Annotated in this window: 15 protein-coding genes; 3 read left to right on the plus strand and 12 right to left on the minus strand. The window is 61.9% G+C overall.

Features of this window, described 5'->3' with window-relative positions:
- Positions 1-29 precede the first annotated feature (29 nt).
- The 12 genes from cyoE to ACQY7R_RS13310 all read right to left on the minus strand — a co-directional run bounded on the left by cyoE (position 30) and on the right by ACQY7R_RS13310 (position 17,121).
- Positions 30-980: a heme o synthase gene (cyoE, locus tag ACQY7R_RS13255; RefSeq protein WP_428306071.1), complete on the minus strand. Its 951-nt coding sequence runs from the start codon at positions 978-980 to the stop codon at positions 30-32.
- Positions 977-2,005: a COX15/CtaA family protein gene (locus ACQY7R_RS13260; protein WP_428306072.1), complete on the minus strand. Its 1,029-nt coding sequence runs from the start codon at positions 2,003-2,005 to the stop codon at positions 977-979. Before ACQY7R_RS13260 ends, cyoE begins: the two co-directional genes overlap by 4 nt.
- Before the next feature lie 138 nt (positions 2,006-2,143).
- Positions 2,144-3,949: a cytochrome c oxidase subunit I gene (locus tag ACQY7R_RS13265; RefSeq protein ID WP_428306073.1), complete on the minus strand. Its 1,806-nt coding sequence runs from the start codon at positions 3,947-3,949 to the stop codon at positions 2,144-2,146.
- 95 nt (positions 3,950-4,044) lie between these two features.
- Complete coding sequence (coxB, locus tag ACQY7R_RS13270) at positions 4,045-4,836, minus strand: cytochrome c oxidase subunit II (protein ID WP_428306074.1); 792 nt, start codon at positions 4,834-4,836, stop codon at positions 4,045-4,047.
- A gap of 46 nt (positions 4,837-4,882) precedes the next feature.
- Positions 4,883-6,262 (minus strand): c-type cytochrome, encoded by a 1,380-nt coding sequence (locus tag ACQY7R_RS13275; protein ID WP_428306075.1) that lies wholly within the window; start codon positions 6,260-6,262, stop codon positions 4,883-4,885.
- Positions 6,263-6,347: 85 nt separating this feature from the next.
- Positions 6,348-7,250 (minus strand): hypothetical protein, encoded by a 903-nt coding sequence (locus ACQY7R_RS13280; RefSeq protein WP_428306076.1) that lies wholly within the window; start codon positions 7,248-7,250, stop codon positions 6,348-6,350.
- A 73-nt stretch (positions 7,251-7,323) separates the two neighbouring features.
- Positions 7,324-8,115: a hypothetical protein gene (locus ACQY7R_RS13285; protein WP_428306077.1), complete on the minus strand. Its 792-nt coding sequence runs from the start codon at positions 8,113-8,115 to the stop codon at positions 7,324-7,326.
- A 44-nt stretch (positions 8,116-8,159) separates the two neighbouring features.
- The gene (locus tag ACQY7R_RS13290; protein ID WP_428306078.1) at positions 8,160-13,085 is read right to left on the minus strand and encodes a hypothetical protein; all 4,926 of its coding nucleotides are present in this window, start codon (positions 13,083-13,085) and stop codon (positions 8,160-8,162) included.
- A gap of 110 nt (positions 13,086-13,195) precedes the next feature.
- The gene (locus ACQY7R_RS13295; RefSeq protein ID WP_152100498.1) at positions 13,196-14,614 is read right to left on the minus strand and encodes a hypothetical protein; all 1,419 of its coding nucleotides are present in this window, start codon (positions 14,612-14,614) and stop codon (positions 13,196-13,198) included.
- A 33-nt stretch (positions 14,615-14,647) separates the two neighbouring features.
- A complete protein-coding gene (locus tag ACQY7R_RS13300; protein ID WP_428306079.1) occupies positions 14,648-15,061 on the minus strand; it encodes a four helix bundle protein in 414 nt (137 codons plus the stop codon).
- A gap of 130 nt (positions 15,062-15,191) precedes the next feature.
- On the minus strand, positions 15,192-15,965 hold the full coding sequence (locus tag ACQY7R_RS13305; protein ID WP_428306080.1) for a cytochrome b N-terminal domain-containing protein: 774 nt from the start codon (positions 15,963-15,965) through the stop codon (positions 15,192-15,194).
- A 124-nt stretch (positions 15,966-16,089) separates the two neighbouring features.
- Complete coding sequence (locus tag ACQY7R_RS13310; protein WP_428306081.1) at positions 16,090-17,121, minus strand: ubiquinol-cytochrome c reductase iron-sulfur subunit; 1,032 nt, start codon at positions 17,119-17,121, stop codon at positions 16,090-16,092.
- A gap of 714 nt (positions 17,122-17,835) precedes the next feature.
- On the opposite strand from ACQY7R_RS13310, the gene purD reads away from it, so the two are divergent.
- The 3 genes from purD to ACQY7R_RS13325 all read left to right on the plus strand — a co-directional run bounded on the left by purD (position 17,836) and on the right by ACQY7R_RS13325 (position 20,073).
- A complete protein-coding gene (gene purD / locus ACQY7R_RS13315; protein WP_428306082.1) occupies positions 17,836-19,110 on the plus strand; it encodes a phosphoribosylamine--glycine ligase in 1,275 nt (424 codons plus the stop codon).
- A gap of 141 nt (positions 19,111-19,251) precedes the next feature.
- Complete coding sequence (locus ACQY7R_RS13320; protein ID WP_428306083.1) at positions 19,252-19,719, plus strand: hypothetical protein; 468 nt, start codon at positions 19,252-19,254, stop codon at positions 19,717-19,719.
- A gap of 132 nt (positions 19,720-19,851) precedes the next feature.
- The gene (locus ACQY7R_RS13325; RefSeq protein ID WP_428306084.1) at positions 19,852-20,073 is read left to right on the plus strand and encodes a hypothetical protein; all 222 of its coding nucleotides are present in this window, start codon (positions 19,852-19,854) and stop codon (positions 20,071-20,073) included.
- Positions 20,074-20,395: the final 322 nt, after the last annotated feature.

Genomic DNA, 20,395 nt, shown 5'->3' on the forward strand with positions numbered 1-20,395 from the left:
CGGCGAAACCGATTCCTGGAGAGTGAACGTTAAACGGAGACCATGAGTAACAACGTCATCCACGCCGGCAGATACACGAGCGACGCGCGGAGCAGCCAGCGAGCGGAAGCGTCGTCGCGGCGGAGGGCGAACCGCGTGGCGATGGCGAGCTGCGTGCCGCCGAGGGCGATCGCCCACAGGCTGTAGAGGACCGGGCTGCCGCTGGTTGGCAGCGTCGCGGGGATCATGCTGACGGGAATCAACAGCGCGGCGCCGAGGATTGCCTGCGCGCCGGGGCGGGCGCCGGTTGGGTCGACCACGGTGAGCATCTGGTGCCCCGCCTTGGCGTACTCGCTGCGGTAGAGCCACGCGATCGCCATGAAGTGCGGGAACTGCCAGAGGAACAGGACGCCGGCAAGCGTCCACGCGGTGAGCGTGAGCGGCGCCCCCGTGGCGGTCCAGCCCATGAGAATCGGAATCGCCCCCGCGACCGCGCCGACGGCGGTGTTCGCCGACGAGCGTTGCTTCATTGGCGTGTAGATCACGACGTAGGTGATCCAACTCGCGATGCCCAGCAGCGCGGTCGTCCAGTTCACCTGCACGCCGAGCCAAGCGACGCCGGCGATGAGCGTCACGGCGGAGAGGACGAGCGCTTCGGCGCTCGACACGCGGCCGGCCGGCAACGGCCGGTTCGCGGTGCGCCGCATGCGGAGATCGATGCGGCGTTCGAGCCACTGGTTGGCGATGCTCGCGCTGCCGGCCACGAGGGCCGTGGCGGCGAGGGCCTGGATCACCACCGGGACGTTCATCCCCTGCGGCGAAGCGAGGGCCGCGGCGGCGCCGGCGACGATCAACTCCAGCACGACGATGCGCGGCTTGGTCAGCTCCAGGTAGTCGGCCAGTCGGGCGGCGACGGCGGCGAGCACGCTCACGACGCCGACCGAACGGGGGTCAGCAGAGGCGGCTTCGGCAATGATTTGGGGACGGTTTGGGCGGTTCATGCGAGGACCCCGGCGACGCGGATGCTGCTGGGGCGTGAGGCGGGATGGTGGATGCCAAGTTGTCGGCCGACGCGCAGAGCGACGACCACGGCGAGCGCGACGATCAACGAACCGACGGAGCCATGCGCAGTAACGATGACCGCGCTGGCCATGCCGTCTGCCTGGTTGAAGTGCCCGGTCTCGCCGACGTAGCGGGCCGCCCATTGCGGGAAGCCATACTTCATCATCCAGGTTGAGACCCCAAGCAGCAACTGCAAGCCAATGAGCAATGCCAGCGAAACGGCCGGAATGCGGCAAACCCGCCCCCAAAAACATTTGTGGGAGAGCAGCAGGACGTGAAACGTGACCGCTGCGGCGAGCAACAGGTGGAAGTAGACAGCAATCTGGAAGATCCGCGGAGCGCCCTCGGTAAGCATCAGCGGGCTGTGCCGCACAACGGCGCCGACGCAGAGTTGTAGGTAAGCGAGGGCGGTTGTGAGGATGGCGAGGCGGAGGAGCTTGGGCGTCGCCTTCGATGCTGCACTCTCAACTGGTACGCCCTCGGCTGGCATCGCTTCAGCGAGCCAGCGGCGCGACGTCACCGGAATCATCCCCGCAGCAGCAGCGAAAAAGAGCGGCCCGGTGCACCCGTGGATGAGTGCCAGCACGCGCTCGTCGAGCATGACGCGCATCCCGCCCAGCACGCCCTGAGCGATCACGCCAATCAGCAATGCAATGCCGTAACGGCGAACCCAGCGGCGCGGCTCGCCGAGGTACAACGACGCGACTAGCGCAATCGTGAGGATGCCGGCTAACATCCCAAGCAGGCGATGCCCGTGCTCAATGAACTTATCGCCCGTCGCGCTGAGCCACGGATAGATCGGCATGAAGACGCCGTCGGAGGTGAGCCAATCCTTGAAGGCCATCCCCGAACCGGTCGCCGTGACGAAGCCCCCCCACCACACCAGCGGAAACGTCGCGCACGCGAGCGCCCAAGCCCAACGATGGGGCCAACGAGACGGCGGCGATGTGAGGGTGGAGGACATTCTTTAACGGCGGCAAATACTGTCTCTCGCAGAGGCGCGGAGACGCAGAGGAATTCAGCAGAGAGTTGTTACTCTCTGTTCCTCTCTGCGTCTCTGCGTCTCTGCGAGAGATCTTTTCAACATGAACTAATCAGCAAGCTAGTGCTTCGGCGGCGGAACATCTCGCCCCGTCGGCGGTTGCGTTTGCGGGTAGTAATCAACGTCAACCTCCGGCGAGCCGTACTCGTACGGGCCGCGGTAGATGACGGGTTGGAAATCGAAGTTGCCGTGGCCAGGCGGGCTCGGGGCTTGCCACTCGAGGCCGTTCGCGTGCCAAGGATTCCGGCCCGCGCGGGGACCGAAGAAAATGCTCCAGAAGAAATTGATCACGAAGATGATCTGCACTCCCACCAGCATGAACGCACACCAGCTCATGAACTGGTTGAGCGGCATGAGGTCGCGGAACGTGTCGTAGTGGTACGGATCGGCCAGCCGCCGCGGGAAGCCCCGCATGCCGAGAATGTGCATTGGGAAGAAGACGCAGTTCATCAAGACGAACGTCAGGAAAAAGTGGACCTTTCCCCACGAGTCGTTCATCATCCGGCCGAACATTTTGGGGAACCAAAAGTAAATCGCCCCGAGGACGGCCATCGCCGTGCCGGTGAACAGCACGTAGTGAAAGTGGGCGACGATGTAGTACGTGTCGTGAATGAAAATGTCGACCGGCGTGGCAGCCATGAAGATGCCCGACAGGCCGCCGATGATGAACATCGAGACGAACGCGATCGAGAAGAGCATCGGCGTGGTGAACTGGATCTTGCCGCCCCACATCGTGCCGAGCCAATTGAAGGTTTTGATCGCGCTGGGGAGCGCGATCATCATCGTCGACACCATGAAGGTCAGGCCGAGCGCGGGGTTCATCCCCGAGACGAACATGTGATGGCCCCAGACGATGAACCCGAGGCCCGCGATGCCGGCGATCGAGTAAACCATCGGCTTGTAGCCGAACAGCGGCTTGCGGCTGAAGCAGCTGAGCATGTCGGAGACCATGCCCATCGCCGGCAGAATCATGATGTACACGGCCGGATGGCTGTAGAACCAAAAGAGATGCTGCCACAGCAACGGTTGTCCGCCGCCGGCTTGGGCGGCGGCGTTGTTCGCAGTGGCGCCGTCCGCGAGGAAGAAGCCGGTGCCAATCAGCCGGTCGGTAACCTGCATGAAGCCGGCCGCGGTGAGCACCGGCAGCGCGAAGGCTTGCAGCGTCGCGGTGATAAACATCGCCCAAATCGTCATCGGCAGACGAAACATCGTCATGCCTGGCGCCCGCATTTGGATGATGGTCGTCATGTAATTGACTGATCCCATCATCGACGAGACGCCGACGAACGTGACGCCGATCAGCCACAATGTCTGCCCTGTCCCACTACCGGGCGCGGCAGTTGTTAGCGCAGATAACGGCGGATACGACGTCCAGCCCGATTGGGCGGCGCCTCCTTCCACGAAGAAACTGGCGCCGATCACCATGAACGCCGGCCACATGAACCAGTAGCTCAGCATGTTGAGCGTCGGGAACGCCATGTCGTCGGCGCCGATCATCAGCGGAATCAGGAAGTTGCCGAAGGCGCCGGCAAGCACCGGAATGATCACGAAGAAGATCATCACCGTCGCGTGCATGGTGACGAGCATCGTGTAGGTTTCGGGCGGAATCTGGCCGCCTTCCGCATGGCCGACAAGGTTGCCGATGATCGGCATCGGGCTCCAGGGCCACGCGAGCTGCCAGCGGACGCCAAGCGCGAGCATGCCGCCGACGATGAACCAGATCAGCGTGCTAAACAGGAACTGCAGGCCGATGATCTTGTGATCGAGCGAGAATACGTACGTCGACAGGAAGCTCGGCGAGTGGCCATGCCCGTGAGCGGCGTGGCCATGCGCTTCGTGTTGATGATCGTAGGGGACGGTGCTCATGTTTATTTGTCCGTAGTCAGTTGTCCGTCGTCAGTTGCCTCGTAGGTTCAGGATCCGTTGCGACTGACAACGGACGACTGACCACGGACCTGCTTCTACTTTGTTTCCGCAACGCGCATCGTGTTCTGTTCTTGCCGCAGTTCCTCAAGCTTCGCCTGGTATTCCTCGGGCTTCAGCAGGTGGATGCGGCCTTTCATTTTGTAGTGGCCCCAACCGCACAGCTCGGCACAGACGATGTCGAAGCTGCCGCCGTCAGTGGCGCGGAACCACATCTTCTGATCCATGCCGGGTATCACGTCTTGCTTCAACCGTAGGTTCGGCAGGAAGAAGCTGTGAAGGACGTCGGCGCTGGTGATCTTCAGCAGCACCTCTTCGCCGTACGGCAGGTAGAGGTTGCCGTCGGTGCGGACGATGTCGTCGGGCGTATACAGGACGTTGTCGGGGCCCGGATAGCGGAAGTCCCAATTGAACTGCCGGCCGGTCACTTCGCAGGTGAACGGGATTTCGGGCGGACGCATCTTCGCAGCGGCCCAGGCGTCCATCTGGTAAATCGCGATGAACAGCAGCGTCACTGCCGGCAAGATCGTCCACACGACTTCCAGCGAGTGGCTGCCGTGCGAAAACTCAACCGGTTTGTTGTTGTGTTTCGCTTCGTACTTCCAAGCGAAATAGAAGAGCACGACCTCGGTGACGATGAAGACCACGCCGGTGAGGTAGAGGATGAAGTAAAAGAGCTGATCGATCGTGCGGCCATGCTCGGAGACGTCGCGCGGCAGCCAGATGTTGTAGCGATCGGCAAGGACGAACGTGGCGACGCCCATCACCGGCACGGCGAGGAAGAGGAGCGCCCAGAAATTGGGCATCCAGCGTAGGAATCGCTTGATCATGGTTGGTACGGTTGGCCCGAGGCTGAATGGGCGTTACGGTCGGTGATTAGTTGGCGATCTGGTCGCTGTTCCACGGGAGCGCGGGCTGCGGATTGCTCGCCGGCTCGTAGGGGAGATTCAACACGTAGTCGACGATGTTCCAAATCTCCTCTTCGCTGAGCGTGCCTTGGGCGCCGGGCCCGGCGGCGCCGACGCCTGGCATCGGCGTGCCCGCGATGCCGGCGGCGATGCGGCAGTAAATGTCGAGCCGACGGCGGCCGCCGCGATAGACGCCTTTGCGGAGGTTCCGCGGGATGGCATTGCGAATCGGGTAGAACTCATGCGCGATCGGCTCCCGTAAAGCGAGGCGAGCCTCGTCGCCTTCGAGCGTCGCCTCATCTTCGGCGACGTCTTTGCCCTCACGCACCAATGCGGCGATCGCCTTGTGCTGGCTCTTGATCGACTCCGCGAGATCTTTGTTGGCGATATCGAAGGTGTTCTGCTCTTTGGCCCAAATGTCAAAATCGTTCTGCTGGCCGTCGCCGAGGCCGGTCGGGCCATGGCAGGTAAAGCAGTTGGCCTTCGTCCCGAAGAAAAGTTCGCGGCCCTTCGCGATCGACTCGCCAATTTCTTCCGGCGTACGGTTGTCGGCGGGCAGGCCTTCCTCGGCCGGATTGATCACCTGATCGTTCGCTTCCTGCCAGGGGCCGAGGACGTTGGCCAGCAGTTCCTTCACCACCTCGGCCTGTTCGGCGTTGGTGGCGGGATCGAGCGGCGGACGCTCCATCACGGGGTTGCCGTCGTCGTCGAGGACGGGATCGCCGTTCGCGTCTTCCTTTTCTGCTTCGCCGAGTTCGTCGTACACGTACTGCGAAAGCTGCGTTTCCATCTCGCCGCGGATCGACAGGTACTTCACGTACTCTAGCAAGGCGTCGAGTTCGGATTCCGTGAGCAGCGAGAACGACGGCATCGAGGTGCCGGGGACGCCGTTGTTGAGCACGCGGCGGAGATCGCCATTGGTCGGCTTCGCGGGGTTATAGGTCGTCTTGAACTTGAAGACCCCCTGGCGGTAGTCGCGCGGGTAGGGGTTGAGGAAGCGGGCCGTCGGGCCACGACCGTCGCCGTTGATGCCGTGGCAGTGGACGCAGTGTTTGCGGTAGAGACCGCGATCGACCCCTTGCTTGTCACTCCAGGCGGCGCCGGCGGCGAGCGTGAGGCGTTGCTGGTTGAGCCCCGACTCCGGCAAGGCATACGGGGCGTCGGGCGTGCCGAACATCGCCGCCAAGACGTTGGCGATTTCTTGCTGATACTCGGGGCTGATCTCATTGTTGACCATCACGACCGGGTTCAGTCCGAACCGCGGCGGAGGCGCCTGTTCGCAGCCGATGAGCGCCGCCGAGAGGGCGACGACGGTGAGCAAGCCGGAGATGTGAGGGAGTGACTTCATTGCACGATCGTCGACCGCGGAGTTGATTTGTAGTGAAACGATTGACGGCCGCCTGCGACAGCGCCGCCCGCATCCGCGCGATCGACTAACCGCCAAACGCGGCGGCGGGGACGACGATCGGCAGATCACGCTCTTCGTTTTCTTCGAGCGTCACGATAAACCGGCCTTTGTTGGACCAGTTGAGTTTCTTGCCTTCGGGCGTGTTGACGAACAACGCACCGTTGCCGCCGGCGGCGTTTTCGTGCCAGACCTGAATCTCGAGCTTCTCGCCCGCCGGCAGATTCGGGATTTCGAACGAGCCGTCTTCCGCCGTCACGGCAAAGTACGTGTTGCTGCGCGGCAACAGGTAAGCGAGCATCCACGGGTGAATGCTGCACCGAACTGGCACTGGCGCCGCTTCTTCTTTTTTGACGAGGAATGGCGTCGTGGCGCCGCTGGCGATCGTCTGGTTGAAGCCGTTCTGGCCCGAAATGTTCGTGTTGTGGCCGACGTTGTCGCTGTTCCGAATGTCGAGCGACTGGCCGGTCGTCATTCCCTGCACGTGCGTGAGGAACAGGCAGACCTTCTGATCGAAGAGAATCGAATCTGTCTTCGGGCCGGAGCCCTCGTGGACGCGCGACGCCTTGCGGGCGAAGACGACGACGTTTGCAATTCCCTTGCTGTTGGGATCGACGAGCAAGTACTGCTGCAGCGGGGCCTGCCCGCCGGGAGCGCAGGTTGCCTGATCCTTGTTCACGCCGTAAGGAGGCATCGTCGGCGGATCGCCGTCGAAGGTGAATTTCCCTTTGAGGGTCGCCCAGCCGGTGCCGGTCGCGGCGACTTCTTCCACGGCTCCCGCTTCGCCGCCAAGCGCGACGCGAATTTTCTCGGCCGCGGCGAGGTTGGCATAAACCGGCTCGTCGCTTGATCGCGAGCAGCCGACCGCGCTGAGCGTAACGACGGCTAATGCCAAAGCTGCGGACAAGCGATCAGCGGGAATAAGGTTCATGGCGCCGTGAAGTTGTGGCCCTAGCCCCGACCAAGTTTGGTCGGGGCTAGTCGCCGAGTGTCGTCAGTAACTACTACTTCCCGAGCATGGCGGGGGTGACTTCGATTACGCCGAGGTCGACCGTTTCGCCGGCTGGGACTTCGATTTGCAACTGGCCCTTGCGATCAGCCTTCTCTTTGCCGACCTTGAGGTCCTTGAGGTTGCCCTTCGCTTCGTGCCAGAAGGCGAAGTCGTGCTTGCCTGCCGGGACGTTCTTGATTTCAAACGTACCGTCCGCCGCCGAGACCACCGCGTAGGGGTTGTCGCGGATCAGGACGTAGGCGTTCATCCACGGGTGAACGTTGCAAGCGACCTTCGAGGGGTAGCTTTCGGTCTTCGTGAACTCTTTGACGATCGGCGCGTCGACGGTGACTTGCTCGTTGAACTTCGGATTCGCGAACAGCATCGAGGCGTTCGTGTTGTGGCCGATCCCCTGGTCCGAGTTGCGGATCTCCAGCTTGTCGGCCGTCCAGAGCGTCATCGCGTGCGGTTCGAACCGGCAGAAGTGATTGTCGAGGACCTTCGGCTCGGCCGCAGCTTTGTAATCGGGGTGAATGTCAACCTTCTTGCCGCGACCGGCGTTCAGGAAGACGAACACGTTGGCCAGTTCGCCCTCGCTGCCGACGACGACCGCTTCGTCGACCAGCGGGTGGGCCGAGCAATAGGCGGTGTCCTTGTTCGGAACAATCTTCTCGGCCTTCGCGTCGCCCTTGAACACGAACTTCCCTTTGATCGTTCCCCAATCAGCAGCGAACGACGTCGAGCCGGCCAGCAGCGAGGCCGCGGCACAGGCGGAGAGCAAACGCTTGGCAATGATGCAATTCATCGAATCACTCACTTTCGTTTCTTCGGGCCGGAAGGCGGGAGCCCTTATGGCGTGGATTCGCCCGACGCGTCGGCCGCAGAACCGCCATTGGCCGGGGGCGAATTCGCCCCGCTCGCCGACTGGGCAGCGACGGCCTGCTCCACGAGCGAGCTGACCGAGGTGTTGCGGCGGGCGTAGGCGTCGAAATTCATCAGCAAATCAACCAATCCGTTGAGCTGCTGGATACTAGTTCCATGATACAGGTCTTGGGCCACTCCCCCCAGGTGGGGGTCGTCTGGCCGGTACGGGATATTCACCGGCATGCCGGTGTACGGCAGAATTCGGGCCGGATTCGCGATCCAATTGCGCGTAAACTCCGGCCGTAAGCGGCGTTGCGCATCCGCTAGGTTCGGCCCAAACGTGTTCGGATCGCCCTGCGGAGCGAAGTCGGCAACGGCGTGGCATTTCACGCAGTAGTTGCCGTTGGTGACGATCGTCATCGCCTCGCCGAGCGGGTCGCCGCCGGCAGCGTTGAGGTTCGTCAGGTAGCTAGCCCGTTGCTGCTGCTTGTACTCGTAGGGGTACTTCGCGTCGCTCATCGCGGCGAAGTAGTTCACCAGCTTCTCCGCTTCCTCGCTCGACATGTGGAAGTTAGGCATCCGCATGACGACGGCGGGACGAATCGCCGACGGGTCCATCAAGAAGCCGTGTAGCCAGTCGGTCTGCACCTTCTTCCCTTCGTCCATCAGCGGCGGCGGGAGCCAGCCCCAGGCCTCGCGGCCGTTGACCTGCGGATTCTTCTCTTTGGCTCGCTCGATCACCTTCGGGAAGAGGTACCGCGCCAAGTCGCCGCCCCAAGCCGGGTAGGCGTTGCCGTTGGCCGGGCCGTACTTCGCTCGATCGGCGGGAATCAGCAGTTCGTCGATGCCGCGCAGTCGCGGCTGGCCGTTGATCAACTCGTTGGCCCACAGGCCGAAGCGGTAGAAGACCGGAATCGTCTCGCCATCTTCGCGTTCCGCTTCGAGGACTTCCTCGGCGGTGATTGGCTGGCGATCTTCGTCGACCCACGTCGGTTCGCCCGTTTCCTCGTCGAAGACGGGCTGGCCGGCGATGTTGGCGTGCATCAGCCCACGGAAGTCTTTCGCGAGCGACGCGGCAACTTGCTGCTGGCTGAACTTCGGATCGAGGAAGGGGAAATCGACCACTTCCGAGGCATCCTCGAACGTGTCGCTGCCGTAGTTGAAGACCCACTGCTCCATCTTGAGCGTATGGCAGCCGCCGCAGTTGAAGCGTTCCAGCACCTGCCGGCCGTCGACGATCGCTCGCTGGCGGTCGTTGGGATTGAACAAGAACTTCGTCGCCGGCGGTTCCTTCACGAGGCCGAGCACAAACGTGATGATCGCTTCCCGTTGCTGGTCGTTGAACGGGAACTTCGGCATGCGCAGCCGTTCGTTGAAGTTCTTATTCCGCGTCGTCTTGTAGTCGTAGCTGCGGGGATAGCGAAGCTTCTGCCAAATGAAGCCGTCGCGACCGTGGCTGTTGAGCGACTGGACGAAGTACCCGTCGTCGGCGCTGAATGTCGCCGGATCGAGGTGCCCATGGCTCGCGGCGCGGGCATCATCGCCCTCAGCCGTATGCTCGGCGTCGTGACCATCGGCGCCCTCGGGCATCGTCGCCGTCTGCTTGGAAGCTTCGGCATCGACAATCGCCTGAGCGTCGTGCGTTGGATTCTCGGGGTTGATGCCGTGCGTTTCGAGGAACTTGTGGATGTTCTCGAACGCAAGCTTCGACGTCTCTTTGCGGCCCCAGTCGGCGAGCGCGGTGCCGATCGGCTTCGCATCTTCGAAGCCCGGAATGTCATGGCAGCCGAAGCAGCCGTACTTGCCAATCGTACTGCGGGCGACGAACTCCAACTGCCGCTCCGTACGGTTTTGGTCGTTGAGTCCGATCAGCAGTCGTTCGTTGGTCTTCAGCTTGGCCCGTTGGGACTCGGCAAACCCTTCGCCTTCGAGATACTTGCGAGCGCGGGCCTTCGGAATCGCGTCGCTGGTGAGCCACAGCTGCGCGAGATCGACGAGGTCGTTCTTTTCTTTGTCGGTCCACTGGCCAGCGGCCGGAACGTCGTGCGGCTGCCAATCGGTCGGCACGCTGAGCAGGAACGCGGTCACATCGGCGGCCGGGTCGCTGACGACGCCGGTTGGCTGATTCTGGGCGTTCTTCTCGACGATCTTGTCGAGATAGAGCTGCGGCATCACCGTGCGGGCGTGGTAGCGGTTCGGCTCCTTCACCCACGAGTAGAGCCAGCGGCGGCCTTTCTCCGTATTCAGCTTGGCGCCGAGCCGCGACAAATTCGGCCCTTGCGTTGAGGCGATGCCGGGGAACTCATCATGCGAGTGGCACGCCAGGCAGCCGCGCGATTCGAAGACCCACTTGCCGCGTTCGGCGGACGGTTCTTCGGTGATTCCTTCGGGCGGCGAAAGATACTGGAATTCGTCGCTCGCGTTCAGCAGGTACTCGGTGATCGCGCGGATTTCGATCGCTTCGAAACGCTCGCTATCGGCCAACTGAGCAGCGTCGCTCACTTCGCTCAGATGCTCGTACAGCCCGAAGAACTGCGGCATCTTTGTCGACGGCCGGAAGTCGGCCGGCTTGCGGACCCAGCTGTAGAGCCACTCGTAGTCAACCTTCGACTTAATGTAGCGGAGGCTGGGGCCAACCTTGCGGTACTCGCCGGGGATCTCGACGTCTTTCAGCAACGTCGAAAGCCGCTGCAGATCGGCGCTGGCCTGCTGTTGTTCGGGAGTCTGCTCGTCCGCCCCTTCCGCGTCTTCGCCCGGCGGCGTCGGCTTCGCGGCGATCGAACTGAGCAGCTGCAAACGAATCTCGTTGTTGCTCGGTTGGAATCGCAGCTGCTGAGCCAACTCGCGCTGACCGTCCGAGAGATTCTTGCTCCGCAGAACGGCGGCAGCGACTTCGGCGTAGTTCGGCTCCAACCGAACGTCGGGGCCGACGCTGGCGGTGGGGCTGTCCCAACCGTTCACTTCGTGGCAACCGAAGCAGCCGAACTCCTCGACCAGCGACCAACCTTCGACGAGCTTCGGCGCTGGCGGTTCGGGAAATTCTTGACTCGGCTCAAGCGAGCCCTTGTCGTGATGGCACTTTAGGCAGTTGCTCTCGACAAAGCGGGCCGGCTTCATCGGGAAGATCCAGTGATGGTTGTCGAACCAACCGTATTCCTGGGCCCAGCGGTTCTGTTCCTTCGCATCGTTCGGCGTGTGCGAGGTCCATGGGAACGACGTACCGCTTCCTTGGCCGTCGTGGCAGACGGTGCAGCCGACGTCCTTCAGCGGATGAGGGCTGGTGTCGGTGAGGAACAGGTCGAGTCGCGGATGGCTCGTGAACGGATGATTCAACCCGCGGCGAAGTGAGATCGCCACCGGCTTGTTCCAATCAACGAGCGTTAGCAGACGTTCATCGGCTTCGGCCGGGCTGTACACCCGGGAGCCGGCGATCGACTGAAGCACGTCGCCCGATTCAATTCCCGCCTTCGCGGCGGCCGATTCCGGCATCACAAAGTGCACCGTGACGTCGCCGTCATTGATGATACCGGTCGGCGATAGCTGCATGCCGTAAGCTTCGAGCAGCGTCGTCCCTGCGAGCGGCTGAGTCTCCGGCGTCATCATCTGCACCGTGAGGTTACGCAGCTCTTCGGGCAGCGTCGGGTACATCGGGTCGCTGGCCGTGCCGGGCGCCGTCTTCGCGATGCCGCGATGGCAGGTGATGCAGCGATCGAACCGCGCGACCTGCGAGAAGTTGTAGTTGATCGTCAGATCGGGGAGCCAGTTCTGCTCGATCTTCACGTTGCCGCTGTAGAGGGCGTTGAGAATCGGCAACCGTGTGAACCATTCGCCGGCGTTCGACGTGTTGAGCGCGACCTGCTCGTCCAGCCGCGTGAGCTCGGTCTTCATCGCGTCGAGTTCTTTCGCCGCAACGACCTTTTCGGCGCCGACCTCGGAGACGACCTGCTCCAGGCTCATCCGATACTCTTTGGCGGCGGCAATGCCGGCGGTCAGCTCGGCGATGCCCGCGTCGAGATCGTCGACTTTCGCCTGCAGATCCGCGATCACCTGCTCATCGCTGCTGTGGCCGATCTTGATGCCGAGCTCGCTCACCTTGGCGGTCCGTTCGCCGTTGAGCGACTTCTTGCGGGCGACCAGGGTATTCTCGCGGAAGCGGGCGGCGCGGATGAAATCGTTGAACTGCCCCAAGACCTTGCCGCGGGCGACGACGCCTTTGTCTTGCGCGGCCCACAGCGCCGACTGGGCGGTTTTGATCTCGTCAGTCAGCGTTTGCTCTTTTTCGGTGAGTTCGGCGGCGGCCTGCGCGGCGGCTTCGGCTTCCTCGGGCTTCGGCGCCGGAGCCGCGGCCCGCTCGGCCGCTTGCTTCTTTACTGCGTCGAGATCGGCCTTCAGCTTGACGAGCGTCGCCTGGGCCTCAGCGATGCCGGGAGCCGTCGCGGCAAGATCGGCGTAGGCCTGTTCCAGTCCGTCAAATTGCGGCTCGGCTTTCGCGGCAGTTTCCTCTTGGAAAGCGACCAGCGTGATCTCCGACTGAGGAGCCGCATTCACGGAGTCGTTCGACGCTGGCTTCGGCTCGCTCGCCGCCGGGTTGCTCTTGAGGCGCTGATCCTCTTTGTCGACAAGCGATTCAAACTGGTCGATAAAATTCCGCGGAATCGGCTGGCTGTCGTAGTTCCGCAGTTCGTCCTCGTACGAGTTCATCTCCTTGGCGTACTGCTCGGCGATCGCGTCACGGCGCGACTCGATCATCCAGGCGTCTTTTTTTCGGTCTTTGAGCGTCCAGTCCTTCCACTCGCGATTGTGATCGCGGGCCATCAGCATCACCGTGGCGATCGCCATCACGATGGCGCTCGCGCCAAAGATGACGTGCATCGTCCGTTGATTGCGCCAAGTTTGTTCCGTCGCGGGCATAGGAAGAAAGCTTTCAGCTATCAGCTTTCAGCGGTCAGCCAGAGGTCGAATTAGCCGCCATGCCATTTCCTGTGGCTGACCGCTGATCGCTCACTACTAACCGCTGCGTGCTAAAAATTCAGGAAGTACTCCGGAATCGCAATGATGTATTTCAAGTTAAAGACCCAACGCAGGACCATCTTGATCGGGAGCGACGCCATGAAGAGCATCAGGTTCGCCATCAACATGAAACGGATCAGTCCCATCCGTTGGTAATACTTACGGAACACAGTGAGCGCCATGATTGGCGGCAACGCAATGAAGTAGAAAAGCACCAGCAGCGTGCCAAGAATTTCACGGCCGAAGACGACACCAAAGAACTGACCTACAGGCTGAAGCCAATGCAGCCACGATGGTAGGTATGCAGGAACGAAAGCCATTTCTGGCTTGGCTGGCAGCGGGCGATCGAGCCACTGCTCCCAGAAAATCTGGGACAGGTTGACGTTGTTGAGCGCCTCGACCTTGTGCGAATCCCAGAATTCGTACGGCCCGAAGAAGTTCCAGTTGGGGCCGCGTAGCAACGTGCCGAGCACGATCAGCGTGACCCACATCACCAGGAACCCGAACTGGAAGATCACGTAGGCGAACTTCCGTTGGTTGATCGTGTAGTAACCGTTGCCAGCCTTGTTGAAGTCGATGTAGGGAATCGCCATCAGGCCGACGACGATCATGCTCGGCAGCACGACGCCCGCCATCCAGGGGTCGAAGTAGACGAGCATTTCCTGCAAGCCGAGGAAGTACCACGGGGCCTTCGACGGGTTCGGCGTCTTCACGCTGCTGGCCGGCTCTTCGAGCGGCGCGGGGAGCGCAATCGCCCAGAAGATGAGGAAGGCGGTCAGGCCGATCATGCAGATCAGCTCGGTGTAGACGAGATCGGGCCAGACGAGCACCTTCTCGTTGTCGAGCGCCTCAAGCGGCGCTTCGCCGCGGGCAATTCGATCATCGTTGATCACCGCGCGGTAGGTCGCCAGCCAGGTAAAATAGGCAAGCAGCAACACGAGCATCACGATCGGCACGTTGTCCGGCTTCGCGATGATTTCGTAGAAGTCGCGATCGGGCATCGACAGCCCGAGCAGCAACAGCATCAAGTTCCAGACAATCCAGGCGACCGTCGGCTGGACGAAGAACCGCCGGCAAAAGAACAAGATGCTGAGCAGCACCACGGTGCCGACGCTGTAAACAACCGGGCCAGTGCTGCGATTGATCGCCTCGCGAACCGACTCCGGCAACGAAGGCATCCAGGCGCCGTGGCCGCTCCAAGCCAGAGGAGCAAGGATCACAAAGATGAACCCAAGCAACAGCCAGACGATCGCACTGGTGAACGGAAACGTCTGCTCGCCGGCGCGAATGTTGTACCACGTCTTCGCCGTCCCCGATTGCCACAGGTACAAGGCGGCGACGCCGTTCATCAGCGCAAGCACGAGGTAATATGGCCCCAAGAAGGAGGCGACCATATTCAAGAACTGCGCGTCTGTAAGTCCGTGAGTCATGGACGGGAGTGGTCAGGGTTCAGGGTTCGGGGTTCAGGATGAAGACGAGGGAGCGGGGGTGAACCGGCGAGCTTCTGGGGGTAGTTGCATCTCCAGTTTTCGCTCCAGGCCGTTCAGCATCCTGATGCACTCGTGGTACCTACTCCGAAAAACTTCGAACGCTTCTTCTGTCAAATACTTCTTTCGCTTCGCCATGAACAGGTGATGTATCGTCTCAGCCGCTTCTCCGCGGGCTCGGTTAGTACCTTCGATTTTGTTCTTCAGGTGCCGATCGCTGTGTTTCTCCGCGAGTTGGGCCGGGGCGCTATTCGACGACCTCCGCACTTGCGACGCGAGTTCAAAGCGTTCTTCCGCAGGCCAACTTCTGGTTAATTCGCAAACGTCCAAATGGAGATCGCAAAGCTTCTGGTAGACGAGCAAATCTTCGATTCGCAAGTAGTCGGGCATCGATCGTCCTCCGGCAAAACAACTAGCCGCCGTCTACGATCCTTCCCCAAATGCTTCCTTTCGCTCCGATGTTTCTCCTCTTCCTCCTGCCTTTTGTTCTTCCTGAACTCCGAACCCCAACACCTGAACCCTACAACGGCCCGCTAATGCCGCCGTCTTTACGCACCCGCCAGAAATGGATCGCCAGCAGCAATGCCACGCCGAGCGGGATCGCGATGCAGTGCAAAATGTAGAACCGATTGAGCGTCTCTTCGCCGACCTCGCGGGCGCCGAGGAGCGCGAAGCGGGCGTCGGAGGCGTTGGTAATCATGTCGACCCCTCCCACCGAGAGGAGTTGCTGTAGCGGACCTTCGTGGCCGAGCACCGGCGTTGCGCGGGCCATATTCGAACCGACCGTGATGGCCCAGACGGCGAGCTGATCCCACGGCAGCAAGTAGCCGGTGAACGACAACAGCAGCGTGAGCAGCAGCAGGATGACGCCGATCACCCAATTAAATTCCCGCGGCGGCTTGTAGCTGCCGGTGAGGAAAACGCGGTACATGTGGAGCCAAACGGTAATGACCATCGCGTGGGCGCCCCAGCGATGAATTTCCCGTAAAAGGCCGAGCGAAGTGACGTCGCGGAGCGCCTGAATGTCGGTGTACGCCCACTCTACGGTCGGGCGGTAGTAGAACATCAACAAGACGCCGGTGACCGTCTCAACCAGGAACAGGAAGAACGTCACCCCGCCCATGCACCACGTGTAGCTGAGCGCGATTCCCTGCTTCTTGATCGACACCGGGTGAAGATGCAGGAAGAAGTTGGTCAGCATCACCACAATGCGATTGCGGCGATCGACCGGCATGGGATGCCGGAAGATGCTTTTCCAAATTTGCGATTCGCGGATTGTGTCGCTTAGAGGCATGGCTTTTGGCTATCGGCTGGCAGCTCTCGGCCAGAAAAGTGTCGTCCAACGAATTCTGCATCCTCGCTGCAGCCCAGCCCTGTCGACTGTCTGGCCGACAGCCGAGAGCCGATAGCTGACAGCCCTACACCGGAATAAACGACCCTGGATCGGTCCAGGCGCCCATTTCTTCCTGGAAAGTGCGGCTCTTGTCGACTTCGATCTGCCCGTCGTCGGCTAAGCGAATCGCATAGCGCTCGAGCGGCCGCGGCGCCGGACCTTCGAAGTTGATTCCATCCTTATAAAAACCGCTGCCGTGGCAGGGGCACTTAAACTTCTGCTCCGCTTCGAGCCAGTTGGGCGTGCAGCCCAGATGAGTGCAGACCGACTTGAGGGCGACGATCTGTTGCTGGCCGTTGTATTCGGCGTTGACGACCCAGATGCCAAACTGGGCTTTGAACTTCTCCTGCACCTGCCCGCCCGGGAAAGCGTCAGGGAAGCCGACTTTAAACTTGCTCGGCGGTTCCCGCAGGACATTCGGGAACATGAACTTCACGGTCAGCAGCGTCCACAGCGTGCCGATAATGCCCGTCATCCAAAAACCGACGGCGAGCATGATGCCGACGAAATCGCGGCGATCGGCTTCGTCGTCGATCGCCTTGGCAGCGACGGCGACCTTCGGCTTGGCGTAGTCGGGCTTCAGCGGCATCGGCGGCACGACAATCGTCGGCTTGGGCGGAGCGGGGGCGGGGGCCTTCGCGGCAGCCTCGGCCTTGCTAATCGGGCCCGCCTTCTCGCCCTTGCGGGCAGCGCCGAGAATGCTGGCCGTGTCGCGCGGTTCCGCTGGAGCGGTCGGTTCAGCTGGCTTGGCGACGGCTGCGGCTGGTTTTGGCTTGGGAGCAGCGGCCGCAGGCTCGGCGGGCGCCGGGGCAGCGCCCCCTTTGTTGGCTCGAGCCGCGGCGAGCATGTCGGCCACGCTTGGTCGAGCGCCGCCGGGACCAACGGCTGGTTTGATCGGCGCCGCGGGGGCGGCCGCTGATTCAGCGGGAGAGGGAGTGGCTGCGGCTGGCGGAACCTCTGAAGACGGCGGGGCATCGGCCGGCTTCGCCGCGCCGCCATCGACAGCTCGGGCGGCCGCGAGCATCTCGGCGACCGTCAATTTCTTCTTGTCAGCCATGGGTGGCGCTTTCGATGAGGCGCTGCCTAGACCACCGCTGTCGCGCTACGGCAGATCGTCCGCCGCCGCCGACCTTCAAAAAGCCGCTCCCATCGATCTTCGCCCGCTGCGATGGGAAAGCGGAAAAGGCACCGCCGAAACTGGTTCCACCACATTGTGATCATTTTCACAATGTAACCGGGACCTAAGGTAACCCCTGCGCTCGACTTATGTCAACTCCCTTGAGGCGGTGCGCATCAAACCGAAGAGCGCTGCATCATGCGAGTCGGTCCGGATTCTACCAACGCCGCCGCGCCATGCCATGGGCGCGCGGCAACTTTATCGAGAACTTTCTGCGCGGAGTGACTCAAAACCGCGCCGCTCCGCTCTGTCCACGCGACATCGCCATCAAACTGCGAACTACCGGCACGCGCACCGCCTATCTCGACTCCCCTGCCCCGCCTAGAATCGTCTGTTCGAAATTTGCTGAACGCAGCTTACTAAAGACAAACCGCGAGGACCGCCGAGCAGGCGCAAAGGAATTTCCTCACGGCTAATAAACCCTGAGCAGCGTTAATTAATTGAAAGGTATGAATTCCTTTCTCTGGTTAGCGCCGCATCAGCGTCCATTAGTGGTGCGTACTTCCCGCCTTCCCTTGGCGTCCAGGCGTCCTTGGCAGTTTAGAATGAATTGAGTGGCTAGCCTGAACCGCAGGCGGCGTAGGAGTTGGTTCGATGAAAGTATTGGTCGTTGGCGGCGGCGGGCGTGAACATGCCCTCGCCTGGAAAATCAAGCAAAGCCCGCGCGTGAAGCGCGTCTTCGTGGCTCCCGGCAACGCCGGCACCGCCATGGACGCCGAGAACGTCGCCATCAGCGATACCGACGTCCCGGCGCTTGTGAAATTCGCCAAGGACAACCAAATCGACCTCGCGGTGATCGGCCCGGAATCGTCGCTCGCCGTCGGCATCGTCGATGCGCTCGGCGACGCGGGCATCAAGGCGTTCGGCCCCAGCAAACAGGCGGCGGAACTCGAAGCGAGCAAGGTCTTCTGCAAGAACCTGCTCCGCCACGCCGACGTCCCCACGGCCGACTTCCGCACCTTCCGCGACGCCGCCAGCGCCACCGCCTACCTCGTCGAGCGCGAAGACCAGCCGATGGTCATCAAGGCTGACGGCCTCGCCGCCGGCAAGGGCGTCATCGTTTGCGACACGAAGGCCGAGGCGCTCGAAGCGGTGCAGAGAATCGCCGGCGACCGTGAGTTTGGCGCCGCGGGCAGCCAGCTCGTCGTTGAGGAAAGGCTCGTGGGCCAAGAGGCGAGCGTGCTCGCCATCACCGACGGCCGCCACATCATTACGCTTCCCGCCGCGCAAGATCACAAGGCGGCGTACGACGGCGACCAAGGGCCCAACACCGGCGGCATGGGCGCCTACTCCCCTGCCCCGCTCGTCACTCCGGCGATGTTGCAGCAGATCGAGGAGCGGATCCTTGTTCCCACGATTCATCAGATGAAGCGCTCGCGGCGACCATTCCGCGGCATTCTGTATGCGGGAATCATGGTTACCAAGCATGGCCTGAAGGTGCTGGAGTACAACGTCCGCTTCGGCGATCCCGAGTGCCAGCCGATTCTCATGCGGCTGAAGAGCGACTTGGTCGACGTGCTCGAAGCGACCGTCGACGGCAAGCTCGACGAAATTGCCCCGATGGTTTGGGACGATCGCCCTTCGGTCTGCGTCGTCATGGCGAGCGAAGGGTACCCTGGGAAGTACCAAACGGGCCGGCCGATCCGCGGGCTCCAAGATGCCGCGAAGGTGCCGGACGTAAAAGTCTTCCACGCCGGCACGGCGATGAAGGGGGATCAAATCGTCACCACTGGCGGCCGCGTGCTGGGCGTTACCGGGCTCGGCGATACGATCGCGCAAGCGAAGCTGGCGGCCTACACTGCGGTGAAGTGCATCCGCTGGGAAGGGGCCTGGGGCCGAAAGGATATTTCCGACAAGGCCAACGCATAAAAGCCACCGGCTCCGCCGGTGGCTTTCAAATGCTGCTGCCACAAAATCCCCTTGCCTTGCCGAGCGAACCTTTCCTAAGCTTGATCCGTACGGCCAATACCGGAGCAGTCTCTTAGCGCCGTTTCCCTTAAGTCTCGTCCCATGCGTCGCTCCACACTCCACCGCCTGATGCTTCGCTGCGTCGCCCTGCTGGCCATTGTGGTCATGGGTGGCGTGCAGCCGATGCTTTCGGCCTGCACCTGTGGGTTCACGATCCCGCAGTCGTTTGCAGAGGAAGCGGTTGAGCTCGAAACCTGCGGCGGTAGCTGCTGTTCGACCGAATCGAACAGCGAGTCCACGTCTGCCACTTGCTGCAGCCCGGGCGACACTGACTCGAATTGCGACAATTGCGACTGCTGCGTCGCCGCCGACAAATCGCCGCTGCCAGCGTCTCCGACGACGGTTCAAGCGGACGACAGCCACCTGGCACTCGCGTATATTGCCCCCAGCGAGGTTGTCGCCCATGCCGGCCTGAACGGCTTGGCGTGGCACAATGCGTTTGATCTCGCATCGTCGGGCGGCATGCCCAGCATTAGGCTTCACGCCTTACTCTCCGTGTGGCGGAATTAACAGCGCCACGGCCTCTCAACGCTTTCGCGTCGTGAGCGGTCGCGTCCTTTCTGATTCCGTTCGTTTGTACGTTTCAAGTTTTCGTACCAAACGCGAGGCTGCGCGCCTCGCATCACATTGGAGATATCTATCATGTCAAAGTTCATGTTTGCCGCCGTCGCCGCCCTTGCCGCCAGTGCTCTCGGCCTGACCGCCGGAGTCAATGCAGCCGAGGAAGCCAAGACCGCGGCGTGCTGCTGCGGCGATAACTGCAAGTGCGAAGATTGCGGTTGCGCCGACGGCAAGTGCACCGATTGCCAATGCGACGCTTGCGGTTGCGAAGATTGCAACTGCGGCGACAGCTGCGGCAAGTAAGCGACCGGCCTGCGGGTAGTTCGCTTGTTGTTGAGTTCGTAACGACGCCTCTCGACGGCCCGATCCGTCGAGGGGCGTTTTCGTTGCCAGGCACGAGCGGCCCTTCGCCCCAACGCGGCAGAAAATCGCTCCACACCCCCGCTCCCCAATCTGCTATGGTGCGATGGATTGAGTTCGCACGCCAAGCGTCTGCTGAGCGAAACGACGTGGCGCCCTGCCCGCGATGACTTTTGCACGCCAAACTCAGCGAACGAAAAGCGCAAAAGTCGCATCGCCTGCGCCCCCCGCCAACCGCCGTTTCACCTCGATAAACGCCGTGCGA

Origin of the sequence: Lacipirellula sp. (assembly GCF_965279485.1) — a bacterium.
In the GTDB taxonomy this organism is placed as follows: Bacteria; Planctomycetota; Planctomycetia; order Pirellulales; family Lacipirellulaceae; genus Lacipirellula.